Origin of the sequence: Actinomadura madurae (assembly GCF_047130825.1) — a bacterium.
Classification (GTDB): domain Bacteria; phylum Actinomycetota; class Actinomycetes; order Streptosporangiales; family Streptosporangiaceae; genus Spirillospora; species Spirillospora madurae.
On the sequence record NZ_CP083237.1, the window covers coordinates 8901047 to 8924037 of the forward strand.

Consider the following 22991-nt stretch of genomic DNA (forward strand, 5'->3'; position numbering starts at 1 on the left):
CGGTATTACTCAAACCGGCTAAGTGGCGGTACTCACCACGAACCGGGTACAACGCCCGCTCCATGTTCCGTAGGGTCTCCCTGATCGGGAGCGTCCGGGTTCGGCGAGTCTGGCCGGACACCGAGCACGAGGAACCGGGGGAACCCCAGCCCATGAGAGCCCGCATCACCGCCGTCGCCGCGCACCTGCCCGAGCGGACGGTCAGCAGCGCCGAGGTCGAGGCCCGGGTCGCCGCCGAGAGCCCCGGATTCCGGCCGCGCCCCACGATCGTCGAGCGGATGACCGGGATCCGCGCCCGGCACGTCATGCCCGACGGCGAGCAGGCGTCCGATCTGGCCGTCGCCGCCGCCCGCCGCGCCCTCGCCGACCGGGCCGCCGACCCGGCCGGCCTCGACCTGCTGATCTTCGGATCGGCCTCGCAGGACCTCATCGAGCCCGCGACCGCGCACATCGTCGCCGCCAAGCTCGGCGCGACCTGCCCGGTCTTCGACGTCAAGAACGCCTGCAACAGCTTCCTCAACGGGCTGCAGATGGCGGACGCGCTCATCCGCACCGGGCAGCACGAGCGCGTCCTGGTCTGCACGGGCGAGAGCCCGTCCCGCGCGATCCGCTGGAGCGTCCGCGACCGCGCCCAGTTCGTGGACGCCTTCGCCGGCTACACCCTCTCCGACGGCGGCGCCGCGGTGCTCGTGGAGGCCGCCCCGGACGGCGGCATCTTCTACCGCGACTTCGCCGCCGTCTCCAGCGCCTGGCGGATCGGGACGCTGCCCGCCGGCGGCTCGATGCACCCGCGCGACCCTGAGTACACCTACTTCAGCGGCGACGGGCGGCGGCTCAAGGACGCCTTCGTCGTCAACGGCCCGGAGATCTTCACCACCGCGCTGGACAAGACCGGACTCACCTGGGACGACTTCGCGGTCGTCGCCGTCCACCAGGTGACGCTGCCGTACATGGAGGTGCTGCGCTCGATCCTCGGCATCCCGCCCGACCGGCTGGTCGTCACGCTGCCCGAACACGGCAACGTCGCGTCCGCGAGCCTCCCGCTGCAGATCGCCACCGCGCGCGCCGAGGGACGCTGCGGGCCCGGAGACAGGATCGCGCTGATCGGCCTCGCCGGCGGGGTCAGCCTCGGCGTCATGTTCGCGGAGCTGTGATGGCGGGCCTGTGGGTCGTCGTCCCCGCCTACGACGAGGAGCGGTCGATCGGCGCGACGCTGCGCCGGCTCGCCGAGCAGAGCGACACCGCGTTCACGCTGGTCGTGGTCGACAACGGCAGCACCGACGGGACCGCCACGGTCGTCAAGGAGTTCGCCGCCGGGGACCCGCCCTTCGACGTCCGGATCGTCCACGAGCCGGAGAAGGGGACCGGCGCCGCCGCCGACACCGGCGTCCGGCACGCCATCGCCGCCGGCGCCGCGCACGTGGCCCGCACCGACGCCGACTGCCTGCCCCACCGCGGGTGGGTCGCGGCGGTGAAGCGGGCGTTCGGCGACGGGCTGGAGATGGTGTCCGGGCCGCTGCTCCCGCGCACCGACGAGTTCCCGCTGAAGTTCTGGGAGCGGCGCCTGCTCCCGGCCGTCATCGACGTCGCGGCGCTCTTCGGGCGGTTCCGCCCCGGCAACCAGGACCCCCTCTACCTCGGCCCCTACGTGATGATGCCGGGCTGCAACCTCGCGATCACCGCGGACCTGTACGCGCGGGCCGGCGGCTTCCCGCGCACGCGCATCGAGGACGTCCACGAGGACCGCGCGCTCGTCAACCGCGTCCGCCACGTCACCGACGCCTACGGGCTGCGCGAGGACGTCATCGTCTACGGGTCCGTACGGCGGCTCCGCGCGTTCGGCCTGGTCAGGACCCTCGGCTGGTACGCCGACCACCGCTACCGCCCCGACGTCGTGGACATCCGGTGAACTGGGAGGAGCGGCTCTACCTGACCGCGCACCCGGTCGCGTATCCGCTGCTGCGCGCGGTCGCCCGGCGCGGCCCGGCCGTCCGGGTGCCCGGGGTCGGGGTGGTCGTCAACGACGCCTCGGTGGCGCGCGAGGTCCTGATGGACGGCGAGACGTTCCGCAAGGACGGGCCCGGCTCGCCCGGCGACCTGTGGACGCCCGTGCTCGGGCCGTCGGTCCTGCTGAACATGGAAGGGGACGCGCACCGCGCCCTCCGGCGGCGGCTGACCGACCTGTTCGTCCCGTCCTACACCGAGGCGCTGTGCGCCCGCGTGCTGGCCGGGCCGCTGGAGCGGCTGGCCGGCCGCCTTGAGCGCGGCGCGACCCTCGACCTCGTGGACGCGGCGCGCGTCATGGCCGGGACCGTGATCGGCGAGGTCATCGGCCTCGAAGGCGGCACCGAGGACGCCTACCGCGAGCTGTTCGAGCAGGGCGAGCGGGTCGTGTCGACGGTGTCGCTGCGGACGCGCCGGCTGTCGCCGTCCCAGGTGCGGCGCGCCCGCGCGGTCCTCGACCCGCTCGGCGACATCGCGGCGAAGTCCTACCTGGCGGGGGACGAGGCCACGGTCATGGGCCGGATGCGGGCCCTCGGCCTGTCCGAGGACGAGGCGCGCGGCGCGGCCGGGGCGTTCTTCCTCACCGGCACCGAGACGGTCGCCACGCTGCTGCCCCGCCTGATCGCGCTCCTCGCCGACCACGGGCAGCTGCTCCGCGTCGCCGGTGACGCCGCCCTGCTCGACCGGGCCGTCGAGGAGGCCATGCGGGTCACGACGCCGACGCCGGTCATGCTGCGCAGCGTGCACCGTCCGGCGACGGCGGGCGGCGTCCGCGTCCGTCCGGGCGAGCGGGTCCTGATCGCCACGCACAACTGCTGCCGCGCGCACGGCCCGTTCGACCTGGACCGCCCGCACCCGCCCGAGCTGCGCCGCCTGTGGTTCGGCGCCGGGCCGCACTTCTGCATCGGGTACCCGCTGGCCATGGCCCAGATCCGCCTGGTCGCCCGGACGCTGCTCGCCGCCGCGCCGCTCGTGGTCACCGGGCGGGCCGCCGCGCGGAACGTCCTGATCCCCACGTACCGGTACCTGACCGTCCGCAAGGGGGACGCGCCATGACCCTCGTCCGCCGGCTCCTCGACCAGGCGGGCCGGACGCCCGGGGCCGTCGCGCTGGTCTCCGGGGACGGCGCGGAACTGACGTACGGCGAACTGCGGCGGCAGGTGCTCGCCGTCCGGCACGGGCTGCTGTCCGGCGGGCTCGGCGCGGGCGACGGGGTGCTGTTCTCGGTGCGGCCGTCGCCGGAGTCGCTGGTCCTCGCGCTGGGCGTGGTCGCGGCCGGGGGCGTGGTCGTCTTCGCCGATCCCGGGGCGGGGCCGGAGATGTTCACCGCGCGGCTGCGGCTGGCGCGCCCGCGCTGGTCGGCCGCGGAATCGGTGCTGTACGCGGGGAGCAGGCTCCGGCCCGTCCGGGCGTATGCGCGGCGGCGCGGGCTGCTCCTGCCGAACCTCGCCGACCTGCGGGTCCCGGGCGAAGGCCCGATGCGGCACGTGTACGTCGGCCGCCGCCTGCCGGGCGTGCCCGGGAAGGCGCTGTCGTTCGCGCGGCTGATCCGGGGAGACGCGCCCGAACCCGGCGGCGATCCCGACCCGGACGCGCCCGCGGCGGTGATCTTCACCTCCGGGACGACGGCGAACCCCCGCGCGGTCGTCCACACGCAGGCGTCCCTCGCCGCGGCGCTCGACCTGTTCCGGGCCCGGCTGCCGCTCGGGCCGGGCGACGTCGTCCACACCGACCAGCTCATGCTGGGGCTGCCGACGCTGATCGCCGGCGCCCGCTGGTCGATGCCGCCGCTGTCCTGCCCGCCCGCCGACTTCGCCCGGCTGATGCGGGAACGGGAGGCCACGCACACGTTCTGCGTCCCCGTCCACCTGGCGGAGATCCTGGACGCGTGCGGCGAGCTGCCGCCGTCCGTCCGGTACGTGCTGCTCGGGGCGGCCCCGGCGCCCGCGGCGATCCTGCGGCGCGCGGTCGCCGCGGCCCCGTCCGCCGAGGTCCTGTCGGTGTACGCGATGACCGAGATCCTGCCGGTGGCGATCGCGTCGGCGGAGGAGAAGCTCGCGCATGCCGCGCCCGGCGACCTGCTCGGCGCGCCGCTGCCCGGTGTCGGCGCGCGGCTCGCGGACGACGGCGAGCTGCTGCTGTCCGGCCCCAACCTGTGCCGCGGCTACCTCGGCGCCGAACCCTCGCGCGAACTGCCGACCGGCGACCTCGCCCGGCTGGACGAGGGCCGCCTCGTCCTCGTGGGACGCAAGAAGGACATGCTGATCCGCGGCAAGTTCAACCTCTACCCGGGCCTGTACGAACCGTCGATCGCGGCCCTCCCCGACGTGACCGAGGCCGCCATCGTGGGCGTGCCGGACCCGCGGACCGGGGACGAGGAGGTGGTCCTGGCGGTCGTCGGACCCGGCGACCTGCCCGCCAGGCTCCGGCGGGCGCTCCCCGACGTCATCGACCACGACGCCCTGCCGGACCGCATCGTCGTCCTGGACGGGCTGCCCCGCTCCGGGCGCACCCGCAAGCTCGACCGCGACCGGCTCCGCGACCTGGTGGCGCCATGAGGATCGCGGTGACGGGCGCCTCGGGGTTCGTCGGCGGCGCGGTGTGCCGGGCGCTCGCGTCCGAGGGCGTCACGACCTACGCGTTCGGCCGCCGTCCGGCCGTGGACCCCGCGCACGTGGGCGGCGCCGGCTACCGGTCGTGGGACCTCGCGCACGGCCCGCTCGCCGATCCGCCCGGGGTCGACGCGGTCGTCCACTGCGCGGGAAGCGCCACCGACTGGGGACCCGCCGCCGTCCTGTTCGCCGCCAACCTCACTGGGACCCGCCACGCCCTCGCGACCTTTCCGTGCGCCCGGTTCGTGCACGTCAGCACGGCCAGCGTGTACGACCCGTACCGTCCGAGCGTCATGGCGCGCGAGGACGAGGCCCCGGTGCGCCGCTACATGAACGCCTACGGCGCGTCCAAGGCCGCCGCCGAACGGCTGGCCGCCGCCCGCGGCGCGATCGTCCTGCGCCCGCACGCCGTCTACGGGCCCGGCGACACGACGCTCCTGCCGCGCGTCCTGTCGGCCGTGCGCGGCCCGATCCTGCTCGCCGCGGGGACGGGCCGCCGGTTCGTCAGCCTCACCTCGTCCGGCAACCTCGCGCGGGCCTGCGTCCTCGCCGCGACCGGCCCGGTGACCTCGGGCGTCTTCAACGTCGCGGACGCGGAACCGGTCGTCCTCGACGACGCGTTCCGGGAGATCCTCCGGGAGCGCGGCGTCCGGGCCCGTCCCGTCTACGTCCCGGCCCGCGTCGCCCGCCCGCTCGCCGCGGTCGCCGAAGGCGCGTACCTGCTGGCCCGCCGTCCCGAGCCCCCGCGGATCACCCGCTACGCGATCGGCCATCTCGCCGTGGAACGCACCCTCGACATCACCGCCGCCAGGGAGGAGCTCGGCTACGACCCGGCTCCGACGTCCTTCGCGGGCGCCGCCGGCTGGTGAGCGTCAACCTCGGGTTGACGATCCAGGATCGTCAACCTATGGTTGACGCATGTCCGAACCCACACCGCCGGCCGTCCAGGTCCGCCTGGACGACCTCATCAACGCCATCAAGAAGGTCCACACCGACGCCCTCGAACAGCTGAGCAGCGCGGTCCTCGCCGCCGAGCACCTCGGCGAGGTCGCCGACCACCTCATCGGCCACTTCGTCGACCAGGCCCGCCGCTCCGGCGCCTCCTGGACCGAGATCGGCACCAGCATGGGCGTCACCAAGCAGGCGGCCCAGAAGCGGTTCGTCCCGAAGGGATCGGGCCCCGACCTCGACCCGTCCCAGGGCTTCTCCCGCTACACCGACCGGGCCCGCCAGGTGGTCGTGCAGTCGATGAGCCAGGCCCGCGCCGCCGGGAACGCCGAGATCGCCCCCGCCCACCTCGTGCTCGCCATGATCACGCAGCGCGACTCGCTCGCCTCCAGGGCGATCGTCGCCCAGGACGTCCTGCTGGACACCGTCCGCCAGGCCGCCACCGCCGCCCTCCCGCCGTCGGGCGACGACCTCCCCGAACTCATCCCCTTCGACCAGGACGCCAAGAAGGCCCTGGAACTGACGTTCCGCGAGGCCCTCCGTCTCGGCCACAACTACATCGGCACCGAGCACCTCCTCCTCGCCCTCCTGGAGTTCGAGAACGGCACCGGCGTCCTGTCGGAGGCGGGCATCGGCAAGGCCGCCGCCGAGGCGAACATCGTCGAGGCCCTGGCCGCCATCACCGCCCAGAAGGAGGGCGGTTGACCGATGAGTTCCGCGTCCGGCCGCGGTCCGACCCGTCATGGAGAAACTCATCAAGGCCAACGGGGTGGAGCTGTGCGCCGAGACGTTCGGTGACGCGGCCGGGGCGCCGATCCTGCTGATCGGGAACACGATGCTCACCTGGCCGGACGAGCTCTGCGAGCTGCTCGCCGAGCTGCGGCGGTTCGTCGTCCGCTACGACCTGCGCGACACCGGGGGCTCCGCCGGTGGCGACCCCGAGGCGCCCGGCTACACGCTGCGCGACCTCGTCGACGACGCCGCCGGCGTCCTCGACGCCCACGACCTGCCGGCCGCGCACGTCGCCGGCTTCGGGCCCGGCGGCTGGATCGCCCAGCTCCTCGCCCTGGACCACCCCGGCCGCGTCACCACGCTCACCCTGGTCGCCACCCGGCCCACCGCCCCCGGACCCAGCGACGAGGACCTGCCCGACCACGCGCCCCAGATGATGGCGCACTTCATGAAGATGACGGAGGTCGACTGGAGCGACCGCGAGTCCGTGGTCGCGTTCATGGTCGAGGGCGCCCGGCACCGAGCGGGCCCGGCCTTCGACGAGGCCGAGGCCCGCTCCGCCATCGAACGGATCCACGACCGGACGCGGACCGGCGCCGACCCCGGCAAGGCGCACCGCGCGAACCAGATGGGGACGGTCTTTGCGGCCCTGGACTGCGGCGACCGGTGGCGCGAGCGGCTGCCCGGCATCACCGCGCCGACCCTCGTCGTCCACGGCGAGGACGACCCCTTCTTCCCGCTGGGCAACGGCCGGGCCCTCGCCGCCGAGATCCCGGACGCCGAGCTCCTCGTCCTCCCCGGCACGGGCAGCGAACTTCCTCGCCGGACGTGGGACACGTTCGTCCCGGCCCTGCTCCGCCACACCTCCTGAACGGCGTCAGGACAGGCGGAGGGCCAGGAAGAAGTCGACCCGGTCCTCCAGGCGGGAGAGGTCGCGGCCGGTGAGGTCCTGGATGCGCTGGATGCGGTACCGGACGGAGTTGACGTGCAGGTGCAGCTGCTCGGCGCACCGCGTCCAGGACCCCGAGTTCTGCAGGAAGGTCTCCAGGGTGCGCACGAGGTCGGAGCCGTGGACCTCGTCGTAGTCGCGCAGCGGGTCCAGGAGCCGCACCCGGAACATCTGGCGGACGTCGTCGGGGACACTGGCGAGCAGCAGCACGTGTGTCGCGAGCTCGTCGTGCCGGACGACGCGGACCGGCGCGGGGCGGGTCGCGGCGAGGCGGCGCGCGTAGCGGGCCTCCTCGATGGCGCCGCGCAGGCCGGACGCGCCGGCGCGGTCGCTGACGCCGGCGGCGATGCCGCCCTCCGGCAGCCCCGGGGACAGGAAGTCGAGCGCGTCCTGGACGGCGGCGGCGACGTCCTCCCCGGTGGCCGGGACGAGCGCGACGGCCTCCCCGTCCACCATCCCGACCGCCGGCTGCGGCCCGGGGACGGCCTCGGCCAGGACGGTGCGCAGCTCGCCCGGACGCAGCGCCCCCTCCGTCGAGGCCGCGACGGCGACGACGGGGAAGGAAAGCCGGCCGGGCGCGACGGGGTCCCCGGCGAACGCCGCGTCCACGATCTCCTGGGACGAGCGGTCCTCGGCGCGCAGCCGGGCCCGTTCGAGGGCGACGATCGCGGCGAGCTCGCCGGCGAGGGCGTGCCGCTCCTCGGGCCAGCCGGCGGCGTCGCCGTCGAGCGCGATGAACCAGTCGGCGGCGCGGGGCGTGCCGTCCGGGCCGACGGGCAGGACCGAGATGTCCAGGGCGGGGACGTGGTGCGGCAGCCGCGGCGCGGTGAGGAAGGCCCGCGCCAGCGCGGCGGCGTCCGTCGGCGGCGGCCCGGCGACGACGCGGCCGGTCGGGGCGAGGACGTGGCAGTGGCCGACCAGGTCGAGGACGGCGCCGAGCCCGGTGCCCTCGACCAGCCGCCGGTGCCGGTCGAGGACGGCGGTCAGGTCGGCGGCGCGGGCGCCCGACAGGTGCCGGACGACCTCCTCGGTCACGGTCGCGAACGCCACGTCCTCGGGGACCTTGAACAGCGGGATGCGGTGGCGGCGGCACGCCTCGACGAGGTCGTCGGGGATGGCGCCGAGCGCGAGGTCCCACGCGGCGAGGCCGGAGACGCCCGCGCCCGCGAGGGCCCGGACGAACGCCTCGGAGTCGGCGGGGCCCGTCCGCCAGACCAGCCCGGTCAGCACCAGCTCGCGTCCGCGCAGGTAGCGGCCCGGGTCGAGCAGGTCGGTGGTGACGACCCACCGGATCGGCCGGTCCAGCTCCTCCTCCCCGGTGACGACCTCCAGCCGCAGCCCGGGCATGGAGAGCAGCGAGCGCAGCTTCATATGGAGCAACCTACAAAAGGCCCCGTCCGGCGACGAGGACAATTCGGACGTCCTGCCCCTCGACGGGCCGCCGGGCCGCTGTGTGTACTGCTGGCGTGCTGGAACCTGGTACCGAGGACCTGGCGGCGTGCTGCGCGTCCCGCCGCTGGGTCGGGGCCCTCGCCGGACGCGCCTACGCGGACCTCGGCGCGCTGCGCGCGGCCTCGCGGCGGGCGCTGGACGATCTCGGGTGGGCCGATGTGGAGGAGGCGCTCGCCGCCCATCCGCGCATCGGGGAGCGGGCCGGCGGCGATGCCCGGGAGGCGGGCTGGTCGCGCGGCGAGCAGTCCGGGATGGGCGGCGCCGCCCCGGACGTCCGGCATGCCCTGGTCGAGGGCAACCGGGTTTACGAGGAGCGCTTCGGGCACGTGTTCCTGATCTGCGCGTCCGGCCGCCCGGCCCGGGAGATGCTCGGGGAGTTGCTGGCGCGGCTGGGGAACGACGCCGAGACCGAGCGGGAGGTCGTCCGAGGGGAACTGGCCAAGATCGTCGATCTGCGCCTGGCCAAACTGGTGGAGGAACTCACATGAGCCTGTCGACGCACGTGCTCGACGCCGCGAAGGGGCTGCCCGCCGAGGGGGTCGCCGTGCGGCTCGACCGGCGGGACGACGGCGGTGGCTGGACGACGCTCGCCGAGGCCCGCACCGACGCCGACGGCCGGATCAGGGAGTGGGGCGTGCTGCCGCAGGAGGGCGTGCACCGGCTCACCTTCGACACGGCGGGACTGTCCGCCTTCTACCCCGAGGTCACGGTGGCCTTCACGATCGATGATCCGGGGCGGCACTACCACGTCCCGCTGCTGATCAGCCCGTTCGCGTACTCGACCTACCGGGGGAGCTAGATGGCGATCATGCTCGGGCCCAACCGCTACGGGAAGGCGGAGACGCGCGTCGTCCGCGTGACGCGGGACGGCGGCACGCACCGGATCAAGGACGTCAACGTCAGCGTCTCCCTCTCCGGCGCGATGGACGACGTGCATCTGACCGGCGACAACGCGGCCGTGCTGCCGACCGACAGCCAGAAGAACACCGTGTTCGCGTTCGCGAAGAAGCACGGGATCGCCTCCATCGAGGACTTCGGGCTGCTGCTCGCCCGCCACTTCGTCGATTCGCAGCCGACGATCACCCACGCGCGGGTGGAGATCCACGAGTACGGCTGGCGGCGGATCACGGGCGGGCACTCGTTCGCCCGGGACGGCGGCGAGGTGCGGACCGCGCTCGTCCACGCCGGCGCCGCGGCGGAGACGGTCGTCTCCGGGCTCACCGACCTGGTGGTCCTCAACTCGACCGGCAGCGAGTTCCACGGCTTCGTCCAGGACGAGTACACGACGCTCGCGCCGACCGACGACCGCGTCCTCGCCACGGCGGTGACGGCCCGGTGGCGGCACCGCGGCACGGACACGGATACGGACACTGCCTGGGACGACTCCTACACCGCCGCCCGCGACCTCCTGCTGCGCGCGTTCGCCGAGACGCACAGCCTCTCGCTCCAGCAGACGCTCTACCAGATGGGGCGCCGCGTCCTGGAGGAGCGGCCGGAGATCTGCGAGATCCGGCTGTCGATGCCCAACAGGCACCACTTCCTCGTCGACCTGGAGCCGTTCGGGCTGGACAACGACAACGAGGTCTACTTCGCCGCGGACCGCCCGTACGGGCTGATCGAGGGCACCGTGCTGACCGATGACGCGCCGGACGCCCCGTCCGCCTTCACGTGAGGAACCCTGGAGACATGGACTTCCTGCGACCGCCGACCTGGGAGGACGCCCTCGCCGCCAAGGCGGGGCTGCCGGGCGCGCTGCCCGTGCAGGGCGGCACCGACGTCATGGTCGAGATCAACTTCGACGCGCGCCGGCCGGAGGCGCTGCTCGACCTCACCGGGATCCGCGAGCTCGCCGACTGGGACATGGCGGACGGCCGGCTGCGCGTCGGCGCCGGCGTCACCTACGCCCGGCTGATCGCCGAGCTGGGCGGCCGGCTGCCCGGCCTCGCCCAGGCGTCCCGGACGGTCGGGTCGCCGCAGATCCGCAACCGGGGCACGGCCGGCGGCAACCTCGGCGCCGCGTCGCCCGCCGGGGACGCCCATCCGCCGCTGCTGGCCGGGGACGCCGTCATCGAGGCGGAGTCGGCGGCGCGCGGGGTCCGGATGATCCCGGCCGCGGAGTTCTTCACCGGCGTGAAGCGCAACGCGCTGGAGCCGGACGAGCTGATCCGCGCGTTCTGGACGGCCCCCGCGTCCGGCCCCCAGTACTTCTCCAAGATCGGGACCCGGAACGCGATGGTCATCGCGGTCTGCTCGTTCGCGATCGCCCTGCACCCGGCGGAGCGCCGCGCCGGGACGGGCCTCGGCTCGGCCGCCCCGACGCCCCGCCGCGCCGCCGAGGCGGAGGCGTTCATCTCCGCCGAGCTGGACTGGGACGGGCGCGGCCCGCTCTCCGACGCGGCCGCGCGGCGGTTCGGCGCGCTGGTGAGCGAGGCGGCGGCGCCGATCGACGACGTCCGCGGGACGGGGGACTACCGCAGGCACGCCCTCGCGGTGATGGCGCGCCGCACCCTCACGTGGGCATGGAACGAGCACCGGGCGGGGAGCACGGGACGGAAGGAGGCCTCCTGATGCGGGTGAACGTGGTCGTCAACGGGTCCGCTGAGACCGTGGACGACGTGTGGGAGGGCGAGAGCCTGCTCTACATGCTGCGCGAGCGGATGGGGCTCCCGGGCTCGAAGAACGCCTGCGAGCAGGGAGAATGCGGCTCGTGCACCGTCTACCTGGACGGCCTGCCGGTGTGCGCGTGCCTGGTCGCGGCCGGGCAGGCCGAGGGCCGGGAGGTCCGCACCGTGGAGGGCCTCGCGGAGGGGCCGCCCGGGGAGGAGCGGCTCGACCCCGTCCAGGAGGCGTTCGTCGAGACGGGCGCCGTCCAGTGCGGGTTCTGCACGCCGGGCCTGATCGTCCAGGCGCACGACCTGATCGAGCGGAACCCCGCGCCGTCCGACGCCGAGATCCGCGAGGCGCTCGCCGGCAACCTGTGCCGCTGCACCGGCTACGAGAAGATCCTCGACGCGGTGCGCCTCGCGGCCGCGCGGAAGGCGGTCACCGGATGAGGCTCATCATCGAGAACGCGCACGTCGTCACGGTCTCCGGGGAGGAGTACCCCCGCGGCCACGTCGTGGTCGACGGCGACCGGATCACGGCGGTCGGCGCGGGCCCCGCCCCGGCGGGCGCCGCCGCCCGCGTCGACGGCACCGGCTGCCTCGCCACCCCGGGCCTGGTCAACACCCACCACCACCTCTACCAGTGGGCGAGCCAGGGCATGGCCACCGACAGCACGCTCTTCGAGTGGCTGACGACGCTCTACCGGCCGTGGTCGATGATGGACGCCGAGGTCGTCGCCGGGGCCGCCACCGCCGGGCTCGCGTGGCTGGCCAAGTCGGGCTGCACGACGTCCACCGACCACCACTACCTGTTCCCGAAGGGGCGCGGCGACCTGTTCGCGGCGGAGGTGGAGTCGGCGCGGGAGATCGGCCTCCGGTTCCATCCGTGCCGGGGGTCGATGGACCGGGGCGCGTCCCAGGGCGGCCTGCCGCCGGACGAGGTCGTCGAGGACCTCGACACGATCCTCGCCGAGACCGAGGCCGCGATCGACCGGTACCACGACCCGTCGCCGGGCTCCATGCTCCGCGTCGCCGTCGCGCCCTGCTCGCCGTTCTCCGTCACGCGGGAGCTGCTGGTCGAGTCGGCGCGGCTGGCCCGCGACAAGGGCGTCCGCCTGCACACCCACCTCGCCGAGACGCTGGACGAGGAGGAGCACACGACGGAGCAGTTCGGCATGACGCCGACCGAGTACATGGACTCGATCGGCTGGCTGGGCCCCGACGTGTGGCTCGCGCACTGCGTCCACCTGCACGACACCGACATCAAGCGGCTCGCGGAGACCGGCACCGGCACGGCCCACTGCCCGAGCTCCAACGCGCGCCTCGGCTCCGGGATCGCCCGCGTGTCGCACCTGCTGGAGGAGGGCGCGACCGTCGGGCTCGGCGTGGACGGCTCGGCGTCGGCGGAGCTCGTCCCGCTGGCGGGGGAGCTGCGGCAGGCCGTCTACATGCAGCGCGCCCGGTACGGGCCGGCCGCGCTGACCGCCCGGCAGGCCCTGGAGATGGCGACGCTCGGCGGCGCCCGCTGCCTCGGCCGCGAGGACGAGATCGGCTCCCTGGAACCCGGCAAGCTCGCCGACATCGCGCTGTGGCGGATGGACGGCTTCCAGGCGGCCATCGACGACCCCGTCGTCGCGTTCGCGTTCGGGCCGACGCCGCCGCTGCGGCGCCTCCTCGTCGGCGGGCGCACCGTCGTGGACGGCGACACCCTCGTCACCGTCCCGCAGGACGAGGCCGGGCGGCGCGGCGCCGCGGCCCACCGCCGCCTCATGCGCTCGGCGGAGGAGGTGCTCTGACATGGCGTCCCCGGTGAGAAGCCCGGGCCACGTGGCCGCCCCCGGCATCGGCGGCGTCGGGGAGAGCCCGCTGCGGCCGGACGGCACGCTCAAGGTCGCCGGCGAGTTCGCCTACGCGTCCGACCTCTGGATGGACGGGATGCTGTGGGGCGCGACGCTGCGCAGCCCGCACCCCCGGGCGCGGATCCGGTCGCTCGGCATCGGGCCGGCGCTCGCGGTCCCCGGCGTCCGGGCGGTGCTGACCCACGAGGACGTGCCGGGCCGGAGGATGTTCGGCATCGACGACACCGACGACCAGCCCGTCCTCGCCATCGACCAGGTCAGGCACCAGGGCGAGCCGGTCGCGCTGGTCGCCGCCGACCATCCCGAGACGGCCCGCCGCGCCCTGGACAGGATCGCCGTCGACTACGAGGTGCTGGAGCCGATCACCGACCCGCGCGCGGTGATCGCCGACCCGGAGCGGCTGAAGGTCCAGGACCGCGGTGGCATCACCCGCTACCAGCCCGTCCGCGTCGGGGACGTGGACGCCGCCAAGGCCCGCGCCGACGTCGTCGTCTCGGGCGAGTACGAGGTCGGCATCCAGGACCAGGCGTTCCTCGGCCCGGAGTCCGGGCTGGCGATCCCGGCCGAGGACGGCGGGATCGACCTGTACGTGTCCACCCAGTGGATCCACAACGACCTCAAGCAGATCGCGCCCTGCCTCGGCCTCCGCGAGGACCAGGTGCACATGACGCTCGCCGGGGTCGGCGGGGCGTTCGGCGGGCGCGAGGACCTGTCGATGCAGATCCACGCCGGGATGCTGGCGCTGCACACGGGCAGGCCCGTGAAGATGTCGTACAACCGGTACGAGTCCTTTTTCGGGCACGTCCACCGGCACCCCGCGCAGATGCGGTACGAGTACGGCGCCACCGCCACCGGGCGGCTGCTCTACGCCGACGTCGAGATCGTGCTGGACGGCGGCGCGTACACGTCCTCCACGATGAACGTGGTCGGCAACGCCGCCTCGCTGGGCGTCGGCCCGTACGAGATCCCCAACATCAGGATCGACGGCTACGGCGTCTACACCAACAACCCGCCGTGCGGGGCGATGCGCGGGTTCGGCGCCGTGCAGGCGTGCTTCGCCTACGAGTCGATGATGGACAAGCTGGGCGCCGCCTGCGGTCTCGACCCGGTGGAGATCCGCCGCCGCAACGCCGTCGCGCAGGGCTCGAAGCTCGCGACCGGGCAGGTCATCGAGTCGCCGGCGCCGCTCGCCGAGATGCTGACCCGGCTGGAGGCGATGCCGATGCCGCCCGCCCCGGACGCGGCCGACCTGCGGAACCTGCCGGGCGGGGTGTCGCAGACGACGCACGGCGAGGGCGTCGTGCGCGGCGTCGGCTACGGCGTCGGCATCAAGAACATCTGCTTCTCCGAGGGCTTCGACGACCTGTCCACCGCCCGCGTCCGGCTGGAGGTCATCGGCGGGGAGGCGACCGCGCTCGTGCACACCGCGGCGGCCGAGGTCGGGCAGGGGCTCGTCACGATCCAGGCGCAGATCGCGCGGACCGAGCTCGGCGTGCAGAAGGTCGCCATCGCGCCCGCGGACAACCGGGTCGGCGACGCCGGCTCGTCCAGCGCGTCCCGCCAGTCGTACATGTCGGGCGGGGCGGTGAAGGCGGCCTGCGAGGCGGTGCGGGCGGAGCTGCTCGCCCGCGCCGCCCGCCGCTTCGGCCGCGGCGACCTGGCCGTGGCCGGCGGGAAGATCATGTCGCGGGCGGCCGGGGTGCTCGGCACGATCGAGGACGCCCTCGGCGACGCCGTGATCGAGGAGACCCGCGAGTACCACCACCGGCCCACGTCCCGCATGGACCCGGTCACCGGGCAGGGGCGCAGCCACACCCAGCTCGCGCTGTGCGTCCACCGCGCCGTCGTCGACGTGGACGCCGACCTCGGCCTGGTCAAGGTCGTCGAGCTGGCCGCCGTCCAGGACGTCGGGAAGATCATCAACCGGACCGGGGTGGAGGGGCAGATCCACGGCGGGTCCGCGCAGGGCCTCGGGCTCGCCCTGATGGAGGAGATCGTCGTGTCGGACGGCCTCGTCCGGAACCCGTCCTTCACCGACTACCTGATCCCCACGATCCTCGACATGCCGCCGATGCGGCTGGAGATTCTGGAGAATCCCGACCCGGAGGCACCCTACGGGTTGCGCGGCGCGGGAGAGCCGCCGACGCTGTCGTCGACGCCCGCCATCGTCGCGGCCGTCCGGGACGCGACGGGCGCGGCGCTGACCCGGGCGCCGGTCCGGCCGGAGCACATCGTCCAAGGAGGCCCATGACGCGGCGGTTCGCGGTCAACTGCTCGATCCTCTTCACCGAGGCGCCGCTGCTGGAACGCCCGGCCGCGGCGCGCGCGGCGGGATTCGGCGAGGTGGAGTTCTGGTGGCCCTGGCCCGGCGAGCCCGACCCGCCCGGCGCGGACGTGGACGCGTTCTGCCGGGCGGTCGAGGACGCGGGCGTGCGCCTCATCGGCCTCAACCTCTACGCGGGCGACATGCCGGCGGGGGAGCGGGGCGTGCTGTCCGACCCGTCCCGCGTCGAGGAGTTCCGGGCCTGCCTGCCGGTGGTGCGGCGGATCGCCGGGCGGACGGGCGTCCGGTCGTTCAACGCGCTCTACGGGCAGCGGCTCGACGGCGTGGCGGCGTCCGACCAGGACCGGGTCGCGACGGAGAACCTCGTCCATGCCGCCCGATCGGTGGGCGAATTCGGCGGAACCCTCCTGATCGAGCCGCTCGCACGCGGGCTCAACGGCGCCTACCCGCTGGAGACGGCCGCGGACGCCATGGCCGTGGTGTCGCGCGTCCGGGCGGCGGGCGCCGCGAACGTCCGGTTCCTGTTCGACACCTTCCACCTCGCGACCAACGGCGACGACCTGGAGAGGGCCGCCCGGGAGCACGCCGCCGACATCGGGCACGTCCAGATCGCCGACGCGCCCGGCCGGGGACGTCCCGGCACCGGCCGGATCGACTTCGACCGGCTCTTCGCCGTCCTGGACGGCATCGGCTACACCGGCCGGATCGCGCTGGAGTACGTGCCCCAGGGCCCGTCGCCCGAGGAGTTCGGGTGGACGACCTCCTGATCCGGTCGCGCCGGACCGTGCTGCCGGACGGCGAGCGTCCCGCCGCCGTCTCCGTCCGCGGCGGCCGGATCGCGGCGATCGCGGCGTACGACGCCGCCGTCCCGGCCGCCGAGTCGGTGGACCTCGGCGGCGTCGCGCTGCTGCCCGGTCTCGTCGACACGCACGTCCACGTCAACGAGCCGGGACGCACCGAGTGGGAGGGCTTCGCCACCGCGACCCGCGCCGCCGCCGCGGGCGGCGTGACGACCCTCGTCGACATGCCGCTCAACGCGCTCCCGCCGACCGTCGACCCGGCCGCGCTGGCGGCGAAGCGCGACGCGGCCGAGGGGGCGTGCGCCGTGGACGTCGGCTTCTGGGGCGGCGCGATCCCCGGCAACCTCGCCTCGCTCCGGCCGCTGCACGACCTCGGCGTCTTCGGGTTCAAGTGCTTCACGTCCGACTCGGGCGTCCCGGAGTTCCCGCCGCTGGCGCCCGGCGAGATGAGGGCGGCGTTCCGGGAGATCGCCTCGTTCGGCGGGCTGGTCGTCGTGCACGCCGAGGACCCCGCGTCCCTGCGGCCACCCACCGGCGGCGACTATCCGGCCTTCCTGGCGTCGCGTCCCCCGTCAGCCGAACGCCGCGCCGTCGAACAGGTCGTCGGCTTGGCGGAGGAGACGGGTGTGCGCGCCCACATCCTGCACCTGTCATCGGCGAGCTGCCTGGAGGTCCTGGCGAAGGCACAGACCGCCGGCCTCCCCGTGACCGCCGAGACCTGCCCCCACTACCTGACCCTCTCCGCAGACGACGCCTACGCCACCACGTTCAAATGCTGCCCGCCCATCCGCGACGAGGCCAACCGCGACCTGCTCTGGCAGGGCCTCGCCTCCGGCGTGATCTCGTGCGTCGTCAGCGACCACTCGCCCTGCACGCCGGAGCTCAAACTCGGCGACTTCGCGACGGCCTGGGGCGGCGTCTCCTCGCTCCAGCTCGGGCTGCCCGCGGTCTGGACGGCCGCCCGCGAGCGCGGCCACGGGCTGGCGTCCGTCGCCCGCTGGACGTCCGAGGCCCCCGCGGCGCTGGCCGCCGTCCCCGGGAAGGGCGGCATCGCCGTCGGCAACGACGCCGACCTGGTCGCCTTCGCACCCGACGAGCCCTTCACCGTCGACCCGGCCGCCCTCCACCACCGGCACCCCGTCACCCCCTACGCGGGCCGGACGCTGACCGGGCTCGTCCGGACCACCTGGCTGCGCGGCGTGCCGATCGCGGACGAGCCGGCCGGCCGGCTGCTCACCAGGGAGGCGCGATGACCGACTTCACGTCCCTCCCGGACCTGGCCGTCCGCTCCCTCGGCGGCTCGGTCATCGCCGCCAGCGACGAGTCGTTCGCGGAGAAGGAGAACCTGCTCAACCCCTGGCCACCGGCGTTCAGCCCGGAGACCTTCGGGCCGAAGGGGCAGCTCTACGACGGTTGGGAGACCGCCCGCCGCCGGGGACCCGGCCACGACTGGGCCCTGATCCGCCTCGGCCTCCCCGGCCGGATCATGGGCGTCGTCATCGACACCGCCTGGTTCAAGGGCAACTTCCCGCCGCACGCCTCCGTGGAGGCCTGCTTCGCGGACGGCCACCCCTCGCCCGCCGCCCTCGCCGCCGCCGACTGGGTCGAGATCGTCCCGAAGACCCCCCTCACGGGCGACACCGCGCACACCCTCCCCGCCCAGGTGCCCGACCGCGTGTTCACGCACGTCAGGCTCAACATGTTCCCCGACGGCGGGATCGCGCGGCTCCGCGTCCACGGCCACGTCGTCCCCAACCCGGAGTTCCTGACCGGCCTGACCGTCGACCTGGCAGCCCTGGAGAACGGCGCCCGCGTCATCGGCTGCTCCGACATGTTCTACTCCTCGCCCGACAACATGCTGTTCCCGGGACTCGCCCGCAACCAGGCGGAAGGCTGGGAGACCGCCCGCCGCCGCGACGACGGCAACGACTGGGCCGAGATCAGCCTGGCCGCGCCCGGCACCGTCCTCCTCGCCGAGATCGACACCACGAACCTGAAGTTCAACGCCCCCGCCGAGGTCCGCCTGACCGGCACCGACGGCCGCGGCGGCGCCGACGACAGGGCGTTCTCCTGGACGATCCTGCCGCGGACCCCCCTGCGGCCCGACACCCGGCACCGTTTCCGGATGGCGACCCCGGAGGTCACGCACGTCCGGCTGGACATCTACCCGGACGGCGGCCTCTCCAGGTTCCGCCTCTGGGGCGTGCTGAGCCCTGAGACCCAGCGCCGCCTGGTGAAGAGCTGGGACGAGTACACCCGATATTAGGCGGATCGTTGACGACCGTGAGATTTCTGCCTACATTCTGAGCACTCGACTCCGGAGCCCGCCTCCGTACGGGTCGACATTCGACAAAATCGTGACGTTCGTGGCGTACACCTCCAATTTCTGAGCCCCCGGGCCGGAGAGGATTCCCATGAAACGACTGCAGGCAGGCGCTCTCGCCGCCGTCCTCGCGGTGCCCGCGGCGCTCGCCCCGACCACCGCCCACGCCGCCGGCCCCGCGCACTACACCGGCACCCTCCCCGACGGCGCGACCTGGATCGCCGACGTCCCCGCCCGCTGGAACGGCACGCTCATCCTGTTCAGCCACGGATTCGGCCCGCTCACCCCCGCCGACCGCCCGAGCGAGGCCGCCGGAAAGGCCCTCCTCGACCGCGGGTACGCGCTCGCCGGCTCGTCCTACGATCCGGACGGCTCCCTGTGGGCACTGGGCAGCGCCGTCCGGGACCAGACCGCCGCGAAGGACGCGGTCACGAAGATCATCGGACGTCCCCGCACCACGCTCGCGCTGGGCCAGTCGATGGGCGGCCTGGTCAGCGCCAAGCTCGCCGAGACCCGCGCCGTGGACGGCGTCCTCAGCACCTGCGGCATCGTCGGCGGCGGCGTCGACCTGAACAACTACCAGCTCAACGCGGGCCACGCCATCGCCACGCTGCTGGCCCCGTCCCAGGACATCAAGCTCACCGACTACACGTCCCCTGCCGAGGGCATCGTCGCCGGAACCCAGCTCACCCTCGCCGTGCAGAACGCCCAGGCCACCCCCGCCGGCCGCGCCCGCATAGCCCTGGCCTCCGCCTTCCTCAACCAGTCGTCCTGGTTCACCGGCGAGGAAGAACCACCCCGCCACGACTACGCCGAACAGGAACGCCAGCAGTACCAGTGGCTCACCTCCGGGGTCCTCGGGTTCATCTTCAGCGGCCGCTACTCCATCAACCAGGCGGCAGGCGGTGACAGCGCCTGGAACAAGGGCCTGAACTACTCCCGCCTGCTCACCCGCTCCGCGAACCTCCGCCAGGTGAAGGCCCTCTACCGAACCGCGGGCCTGAACCTGAAGAAGGACCTCTCAACCCTCACTGCAAAGGCCACCAAACAGCTCGAACCGGCCCCTCTCGCCTGGATGACGCGCACATCCGAACCCACCGGCCGCCTCACCGTCCCGACCCTGAACATCCACACGATCTCCGACCAGCTGGTCCCTGTGGAACACGAGACCGAATACGCCGGGACCGTCCGCGCCGCCGGCCGCACCCGCCTGCTGCGCCAGGCCTACGTCCACCGCACGGGCCACTGCAACTTCGCGGCCTCCGAATACGTGGCAAGCCTCCAAGTCCTGGAAAAGCGCGTCGAAACCAACCATTGGCCCAGCACCACACCAAAGTCCCTAAACCAAAAAGCCAACGCCCTCTCCCTGGACACCCCCGCCTTCCACCCTCACAACCCAAACCCCCTACTAGTGCAACCTTCCCGCCCATAAATGCACCGTGACCCACTGCACAAGCCGACGCTCAGCATCGTCGCCGAGACGTCACCTCCCAATGGGCCAAGACGAGAGCCCCGTGCTACCTGGTGGTCATATGTCCTCGTCCTGCGGTGGCCGAGTGGGCCCGAGAGCCGATCAAGCTCGGTCACCCGGGCTTCGAGCTCACGCCCCTGGTACTGGGACCGGGCTCCGAACCGCTCATAACCTCGACCGAGCAGGCGGCACAGATGCCTGAATTGACCACGCGCGGGAGCGTGTCTTGGCCTGCGAGGACACGGAGCAACTGGACCGCTGGCTGGCCCGCGCGGTCACGGCGGAGTCGGTCGACGACGTGTTCGGTTGATCTGGGTGTGCTTCACGCAGAACGCCCCCGGCGGGGATGCCGGGGGCGTTCTGGGTTTGGGTCAGGGGGTTTCGGTGGGGTCTTCTAGGAGGTCGTCGAACTCGCCGTCCTTGACGCCGGCGATGAAGGCGTCCCACTCGGCCTCGGTGAAGTAGAGGATCGGGCCCTCGGGGTTCTTGGCGTCGCGCATGACGACGGCCCGCTCACCGAAGTCCTTGTGCTGGACGGGGACGTCCTTGCCATCGATGAACTCGATGATGACCCCGTCGCTGAGGATCGGTTCCTGCTCGGTCACTGGCCCACCTTCTTCTTCCCTGGCTCTGGCGTGGCCAAGGTTAGTAGGGAAGGTGCGTGCGGCACACCGGAACGCGAACGCGCGGTGGGGGATCGGCGAAGCACAGGTGACCATCCCCCTCTGCGGAAGGCAGGACATGACCCGAGAAGGACCGGCATGGTCGCGGTGACCGCCGGGGACGCCGAGATCGTCCGGCGGTCCCGGCACGAGCCCGAGTGCTTCGCCGCGCTGTTCGACCGGCACTACGCCGCGATCCACGGGTACGCGGCGCGGCGGCTCGGGCGGGGGCTCGCCGACGACGTCGCCGCCGAGACGTTCCTGATCGCGTTCGACCGGCGCGGGCGCTACGACCTGGCGCGGCCCGACGCGCGGCCCTGGCTGTACGGGATCGCGTCCAACCTCGTCGCCCGGCACCACCGTGCCGAGGTGCGCCAGTACCGGGCGCTCGCGAGGGCCGGGACGTCCGAGGCCGGCGACGGGCACGCCGACGCGGTGGCCGGGCGCGTCGACGCGCAGGCCGCGAAGGGGGCGCTGGCGGCGGCGCTCGCCGGGCTGCCGCGCGGCGACCGGGACGTCCTGCTGCTCGTCGCGTGGGCGCAGCTCACCGTGCAGGAGGCCGGTGAGGCGCTCGGGATACCGGCCGGGACGGCGCGGTCGCGGCTGCACCGGGCCCGCAGGAGGATCCGTGCCGCATTGGGCGAGACCGACCCGACGACCTTGGGAGAGGACCTGTGAACGACCTCGACATTCTTCGCGACGCCTGGGCCGAGCCCGGGCCGCCCGCGGAGGCGTCTCGCACGGCGGCCAGGACGGCGCTCCTCGAACGCGCGTCAGGAGGCACCCGGAAGCGGGGGCGGTTCCGGCTCGGCATCAGGGTCGCGGTGGTGGCCGCCGCGGTCGCCGTGGGCGTGACCGTGGTGCAGGCGGGCGATGGGGACGGGCCGGTCGTACGTCCCGTGTCCAGCGCGTCGCAGGCGCTGGAGCGGGCCGCGCTGGCCGCGGAGGAGCGGCCGTTCACGCCGCCCCGCCCGGACCAGTGGATCTACATCGAGTCGCGGACGCGGACGGGCCCCCGCCCGAACGGGGCGCTGTCGAAGGACCCGCGCGACACGGTCGTGCGGCGGCAGTGGAAGCGGGCCGACGGTGAGAAGTCCGCCAGGCTGGAGGACGGGAAGCTCGTCGTCTCCGACTCGCCGCCGACCACGCCGCCGTCCGACTACGCGTCGCTGGCGGCGCTGCCGACCGATCCGGCCGCCCTGCTGCAGTGGGTCTACGAGAAGGCGGGCGGGCAGGGGGGGACGGCGGAGGGGCGGTACTCGGCCGCGTACTCGATGCTCTGCGCGATCCTGCGGGACAATCTGCTGCCGCCGAAGACCGAGGCGGCGGTGTACCGGGCGATCAGTCGGATCCCCGGCGTGCTCGGGGTCCTGTACCTCCCCGGCGTGACGCTGGCGGGACGGACCGGCGAACGTCCGGCGCTCGGGCTCGGGCGCGTCTCCGAAGGCTGGCTGCACCGGGAACTGCTGCTGGACCGGGAGAGCTACGCCTACATCGGCGAGCGGTCGAGCGCGATCAAGGACCACGACGGCGGCGTGCCGGTGAAGAGGGACGATCTGCTGAACCTCACCGTCCGGGTCAGGTCGGGCGTCGTCGACGAGGCGGGGCAGCGGCCCTGAAGAGCGGCGGGAGAGCGGCCGGGGCGCGCCCCGGCCGCTCGTCGTGTCAGGGGTCGATGAGGAGGCGGGTGGCGGTGATCTCCAGGCGGGCCTGGATCTCCTCTGCGGTGGCGTTGCCGCGGAGCATCTCGATCATCTCCATGGTCCAGATGCCGGACAGCGCGCGGGACGCGAGGCGGCGGGGGTCGCCGGCGGGGATCTCCTCCGGCGGGCCGTACGCGGCGCGGAGCAGGAGTTCGCTCATGCGGTAGCCGAAGTCGGTCTTGACGTCCGACAGCAGCAGTGACCGGATCAGCGCCTCGGCCAGCTCCGGTTCGCGCATCAGGCCGCGGGTGGCGCGCATCAGCACGTCCACGGCCCGCTCCGGGGCGGCGCCGGCGCGGGGCGGGCGGCGCTCGATGCTGCTCTCGAGGAGGTCGATCTCCTCGCTGACGACGGCGACGACCAGGTCCATCTTGGACGGGAAGTAGCGGTAGAGGGTGCCGAGGGCGACCCCGGCGCGCTCGGAGACGGTGCGCATCTGCATCGCCTCGATGCCGCCGCGCGAGGCGAGCGCCGCGGCCGCCTGGACGATACGCTTGCGCCGCTGGTGCTGGCTGCGGGAGCGCACGCCCTGGCCGGCCGCCTGCCCCCGGGCCTCGTCCCCGGTCACTGTCGGCTCTGCGGTCACGGT

23 protein-coding genes are annotated in these 22991 nt (G+C 73.9%); 20 read left to right on the forward strand and 3 right to left on the reverse strand.

The window, feature by feature from the left end; translation table 11 throughout:
* Nucleotides 1–152: 152 nt before the first annotated feature.
* The 7 genes from K8Z49_RS41605 to K8Z49_RS41635 are packed head-to-tail and all read left to right on the forward strand — an operon-like array spanning nt 153 to nt 7167.
* The gene (locus tag K8Z49_RS41605) at nt 153–1154 is read left to right on the forward strand and encodes a 3-oxoacyl-ACP synthase III family protein (RefSeq protein WP_075022122.1); all 1002 of its coding nucleotides are present in this window, start codon (nt 153–155) and stop codon (nt 1152–1154) included.
* Nucleotides 1154–1909: a glycosyltransferase gene (locus tag K8Z49_RS41610; RefSeq protein WP_412516752.1), complete on the forward strand. Its 756-nt coding sequence runs from the start codon at nt 1154–1156 to the stop codon at nt 1907–1909. Before K8Z49_RS41605 ends, K8Z49_RS41610 begins: the two co-directional genes overlap by 1 nt.
* Nucleotides 1906–3060, forward strand: coding sequence for a cytochrome P450 (locus K8Z49_RS41615; RefSeq protein WP_111831844.1), 1155 nt, complete (start codon nt 1906–1908; stop codon nt 3058–3060). Before K8Z49_RS41610 ends, K8Z49_RS41615 begins: the two co-directional genes overlap by 4 nt.
* On the forward strand, nt 3057–4562 hold the full coding sequence (locus tag K8Z49_RS41620) for a class I adenylate-forming enzyme family protein (protein ID WP_021594205.1): 1506 nt from the start codon (nt 3057–3059) through the stop codon (nt 4560–4562). Before K8Z49_RS41615 ends, K8Z49_RS41620 begins: the two co-directional genes overlap by 4 nt.
* The gene (locus K8Z49_RS41625) at nt 4559–5485 is read left to right on the forward strand and encodes an NAD-dependent epimerase/dehydratase family protein (protein ID WP_412516753.1); all 927 of its coding nucleotides are present in this window, start codon (nt 4559–4561) and stop codon (nt 5483–5485) included. The genes K8Z49_RS41620 and K8Z49_RS41625 overlap by 4 nt, the downstream gene beginning before the upstream one ends.
* Before the next feature lie 49 nt (nt 5486–5534).
* Complete coding sequence (locus tag K8Z49_RS41630; protein WP_075022118.1) at nt 5535–6269, forward strand: Clp protease N-terminal domain-containing protein; 735 nt, start codon at nt 5535–5537, stop codon at nt 6267–6269.
* A 37-nt stretch (nt 6270–6306) separates the two neighbouring features.
* Nucleotides 6307–7167: an alpha/beta fold hydrolase gene (locus K8Z49_RS41635; protein WP_021594208.1), complete on the forward strand. Its 861-nt coding sequence runs from the start codon at nt 6307–6309 to the stop codon at nt 7165–7167.
* Nucleotides 7168–7173: 6 nt separating this feature from the next.
* Here K8Z49_RS41635 and K8Z49_RS41640 read toward each other — a convergent pair whose 3' ends face one another.
* A complete protein-coding gene (locus K8Z49_RS41640) occupies nt 7174–8616 on the reverse strand; it encodes a PucR family transcriptional regulator (RefSeq protein ID WP_412516754.1) in 1443 nt (480 codons plus the stop codon).
* Nucleotides 8617–8711: 95 nt separating this feature from the next.
* Here K8Z49_RS41640 and uraD point away from each other — a divergent pair, with 95 nt between their 5' ends.
* The 11 genes from uraD to K8Z49_RS41695 all read left to right on the forward strand — a co-directional run bounded on the left by uraD (nt 8712) and on the right by K8Z49_RS41695 (nt 19998).
* Nucleotides 8712–9185, forward strand: coding sequence for a 2-oxo-4-hydroxy-4-carboxy-5-ureidoimidazoline decarboxylase (gene uraD / locus K8Z49_RS41645; RefSeq protein ID WP_412516755.1), 474 nt, complete (start codon nt 8712–8714; stop codon nt 9183–9185).
* Nucleotides 9182–9496, forward strand: coding sequence for a hydroxyisourate hydrolase (gene uraH / locus K8Z49_RS41650; RefSeq protein ID WP_021594211.1), 315 nt, complete (start codon nt 9182–9184; stop codon nt 9494–9496). Before uraD ends, uraH begins: the two co-directional genes overlap by 4 nt.
* Nucleotides 9497–10369, forward strand: coding sequence for a factor-independent urate hydroxylase (gene pucL / locus K8Z49_RS41655; RefSeq protein ID WP_412516756.1), 873 nt, complete (start codon nt 9497–9499; stop codon nt 10367–10369).
* A 14-nt stretch (nt 10370–10383) separates the two neighbouring features.
* Complete coding sequence (locus K8Z49_RS41660) at nt 10384–11265, forward strand: FAD binding domain-containing protein (RefSeq protein ID WP_412516757.1); 882 nt, start codon at nt 10384–10386, stop codon at nt 11263–11265.
* On the forward strand, nt 11265–11750 hold the full coding sequence (locus tag K8Z49_RS41665; RefSeq protein ID WP_412516758.1) for a (2Fe-2S)-binding protein: 486 nt from the start codon (nt 11265–11267) through the stop codon (nt 11748–11750). Before K8Z49_RS41660 ends, K8Z49_RS41665 begins: the two co-directional genes overlap by 1 nt.
* The gene (locus K8Z49_RS41670) at nt 11747–13096 is read left to right on the forward strand and encodes an 8-oxoguanine deaminase (RefSeq protein ID WP_412516759.1); all 1350 of its coding nucleotides are present in this window, start codon (nt 11747–11749) and stop codon (nt 13094–13096) included. Before K8Z49_RS41665 ends, K8Z49_RS41670 begins: the two co-directional genes overlap by 4 nt.
* Nucleotide 13097: 1 nt before the next feature.
* Nucleotides 13098–15410, forward strand: coding sequence for a xanthine dehydrogenase subunit D (pucD, locus tag K8Z49_RS41675; RefSeq protein WP_412516760.1), 2313 nt, complete (start codon nt 13098–13100; stop codon nt 15408–15410).
* Nucleotides 15407–16210 carry a hydroxypyruvate isomerase family protein gene (locus tag K8Z49_RS41680; protein ID WP_021594217.1) on the forward strand — a complete coding sequence of 268 codons (804 nt, stop codon included), beginning with the start codon at nt 15407–15409 and terminating at the stop codon, nt 16208–16210. Before pucD ends, K8Z49_RS41680 begins: the two co-directional genes overlap by 4 nt.
* The gene (allB, locus tag K8Z49_RS41685) at nt 16195–17496 is read left to right on the forward strand and encodes an allantoinase AllB (protein ID WP_412516761.1); all 1302 of its coding nucleotides are present in this window, start codon (nt 16195–16197) and stop codon (nt 17494–17496) included. Before K8Z49_RS41680 ends, allB begins: the two co-directional genes overlap by 16 nt.
* Nucleotides 17493–18509 carry an allantoicase gene (gene alc / locus K8Z49_RS41690; RefSeq protein WP_412516762.1) on the forward strand — a complete coding sequence of 339 codons (1017 nt, stop codon included), beginning with the start codon at nt 17493–17495 and terminating at the stop codon, nt 18507–18509. The genes allB and alc overlap by 4 nt, the downstream gene beginning before the upstream one ends.
* 148 nt (nt 18510–18657) lie before the next feature.
* The gene (locus tag K8Z49_RS41695; protein WP_412516763.1) at nt 18658–19998 is read left to right on the forward strand and encodes a hypothetical protein; all 1341 of its coding nucleotides are present in this window, start codon (nt 18658–18660) and stop codon (nt 19996–19998) included.
* A gap of 410 nt (nt 19999–20408) precedes the next feature.
* Here K8Z49_RS41695 and K8Z49_RS41700 read toward each other — a convergent pair whose 3' ends face one another.
* Nucleotides 20409–20642 carry a DUF397 domain-containing protein gene (locus K8Z49_RS41700; RefSeq protein ID WP_021594222.1) on the reverse strand — a complete coding sequence of 78 codons (234 nt, stop codon included), beginning with the start codon at nt 20640–20642 and terminating at the stop codon, nt 20409–20411.
* A gap of 156 nt (nt 20643–20798) precedes the next feature.
* On the opposite strand from K8Z49_RS41700, the gene K8Z49_RS41705 reads away from it, so the two are divergent.
* Complete coding sequence (locus K8Z49_RS41705) at nt 20799–21377, forward strand: RNA polymerase sigma factor (protein ID WP_021594223.1); 579 nt, start codon at nt 20799–20801, stop codon at nt 21375–21377.
* Nucleotides 21374–22318 (forward strand): CU044_5270 family protein, encoded by a 945-nt coding sequence (locus K8Z49_RS41710; RefSeq protein ID WP_412516764.1) that lies wholly within the window; start codon nt 21374–21376, stop codon nt 22316–22318. The genes K8Z49_RS41705 and K8Z49_RS41710 overlap by 4 nt, the downstream gene beginning before the upstream one ends.
* 46 nt (nt 22319–22364) lie before the next feature.
* On the opposite strand, the gene K8Z49_RS41715 is transcribed toward K8Z49_RS41710, so the two are convergent.
* A complete protein-coding gene (locus tag K8Z49_RS41715; RefSeq protein ID WP_024935877.1) occupies nt 22365–22988 on the reverse strand; it encodes a TetR family transcriptional regulator in 624 nt (207 codons plus the stop codon).
* Between the last annotated feature and the right edge of the window lie 3 nt (nt 22989–22991).

Coding starts and splice junctions, on each gene's coding strand:
- K8Z49_RS41605 (WP_075022122.1), top strand. CDS start 153: ATGAGAGCCCGCATCACCGCCGTCGCCGCGCACCTGCCCGAGCGGACG.
- K8Z49_RS41610 (WP_412516752.1), top strand. CDS start 1,154: ATGGCGGGCCTGTGGGTCGTCGTCCCCGCCTACGACGAGGAGCGGTCG.
- K8Z49_RS41620 (WP_021594205.1), top strand. CDS start 3,057: ATGACCCTCGTCCGCCGGCTCCTCGACCAGGCGGGCCGGACGCCCGGG.
- K8Z49_RS41625 (WP_412516753.1), top strand. CDS start 4,559: ATGAGGATCGCGGTGACGGGCGCCTCGGGGTTCGTCGGCGGCGCGGTG.
- K8Z49_RS41630 (WP_075022118.1), top strand. CDS start 5,535: ATGTCCGAACCCACACCGCCGGCCGTCCAGGTCCGCCTGGACGACCTC.
- K8Z49_RS41635 (WP_021594208.1), top strand. CDS start 6,307: ATGGAGAAACTCATCAAGGCCAACGGGGTGGAGCTGTGCGCCGAGACG.
- K8Z49_RS41640 (WP_412516754.1), bottom strand. CDS start 8,616: ATGAAGCTGCGCTCGCTGCTCTCCATGCCCGGGCTGCGGCTGGAGGTC.
- uraH (WP_021594211.1), top strand. CDS start 9,182: ATGAGCCTGTCGACGCACGTGCTCGACGCCGCGAAGGGGCTGCCCGCC.
- pucL (WP_412516756.1), top strand. CDS start 9,497: ATGGCGATCATGCTCGGGCCCAACCGCTACGGGAAGGCGGAGACGCGC.
- K8Z49_RS41660 (WP_412516757.1), top strand. CDS start 10,384: ATGGACTTCCTGCGACCGCCGACCTGGGAGGACGCCCTCGCCGCCAAG.
- K8Z49_RS41665 (WP_412516758.1), top strand. CDS start 11,265: ATGCGGGTGAACGTGGTCGTCAACGGGTCCGCTGAGACCGTGGACGAC.
- K8Z49_RS41670 (WP_412516759.1), top strand. CDS start 11,747: ATGAGGCTCATCATCGAGAACGCGCACGTCGTCACGGTCTCCGGGGAG.
- pucD (WP_412516760.1), top strand. CDS start 13,098: ATGGCGTCCCCGGTGAGAAGCCCGGGCCACGTGGCCGCCCCCGGCATC.
- K8Z49_RS41680 (WP_021594217.1), top strand. CDS start 15,407: ATGACGCGGCGGTTCGCGGTCAACTGCTCGATCCTCTTCACCGAGGCG.
- alc (WP_412516762.1), top strand. CDS start 17,493: ATGACCGACTTCACGTCCCTCCCGGACCTGGCCGTCCGCTCCCTCGGC.
- K8Z49_RS41695 (WP_412516763.1), top strand. CDS start 18,658: ATGAAACGACTGCAGGCAGGCGCTCTCGCCGCCGTCCTCGCGGTGCCC.
- K8Z49_RS41705 (WP_021594223.1), top strand. CDS start 20,799: ATGGTCGCGGTGACCGCCGGGGACGCCGAGATCGTCCGGCGGTCCCGG.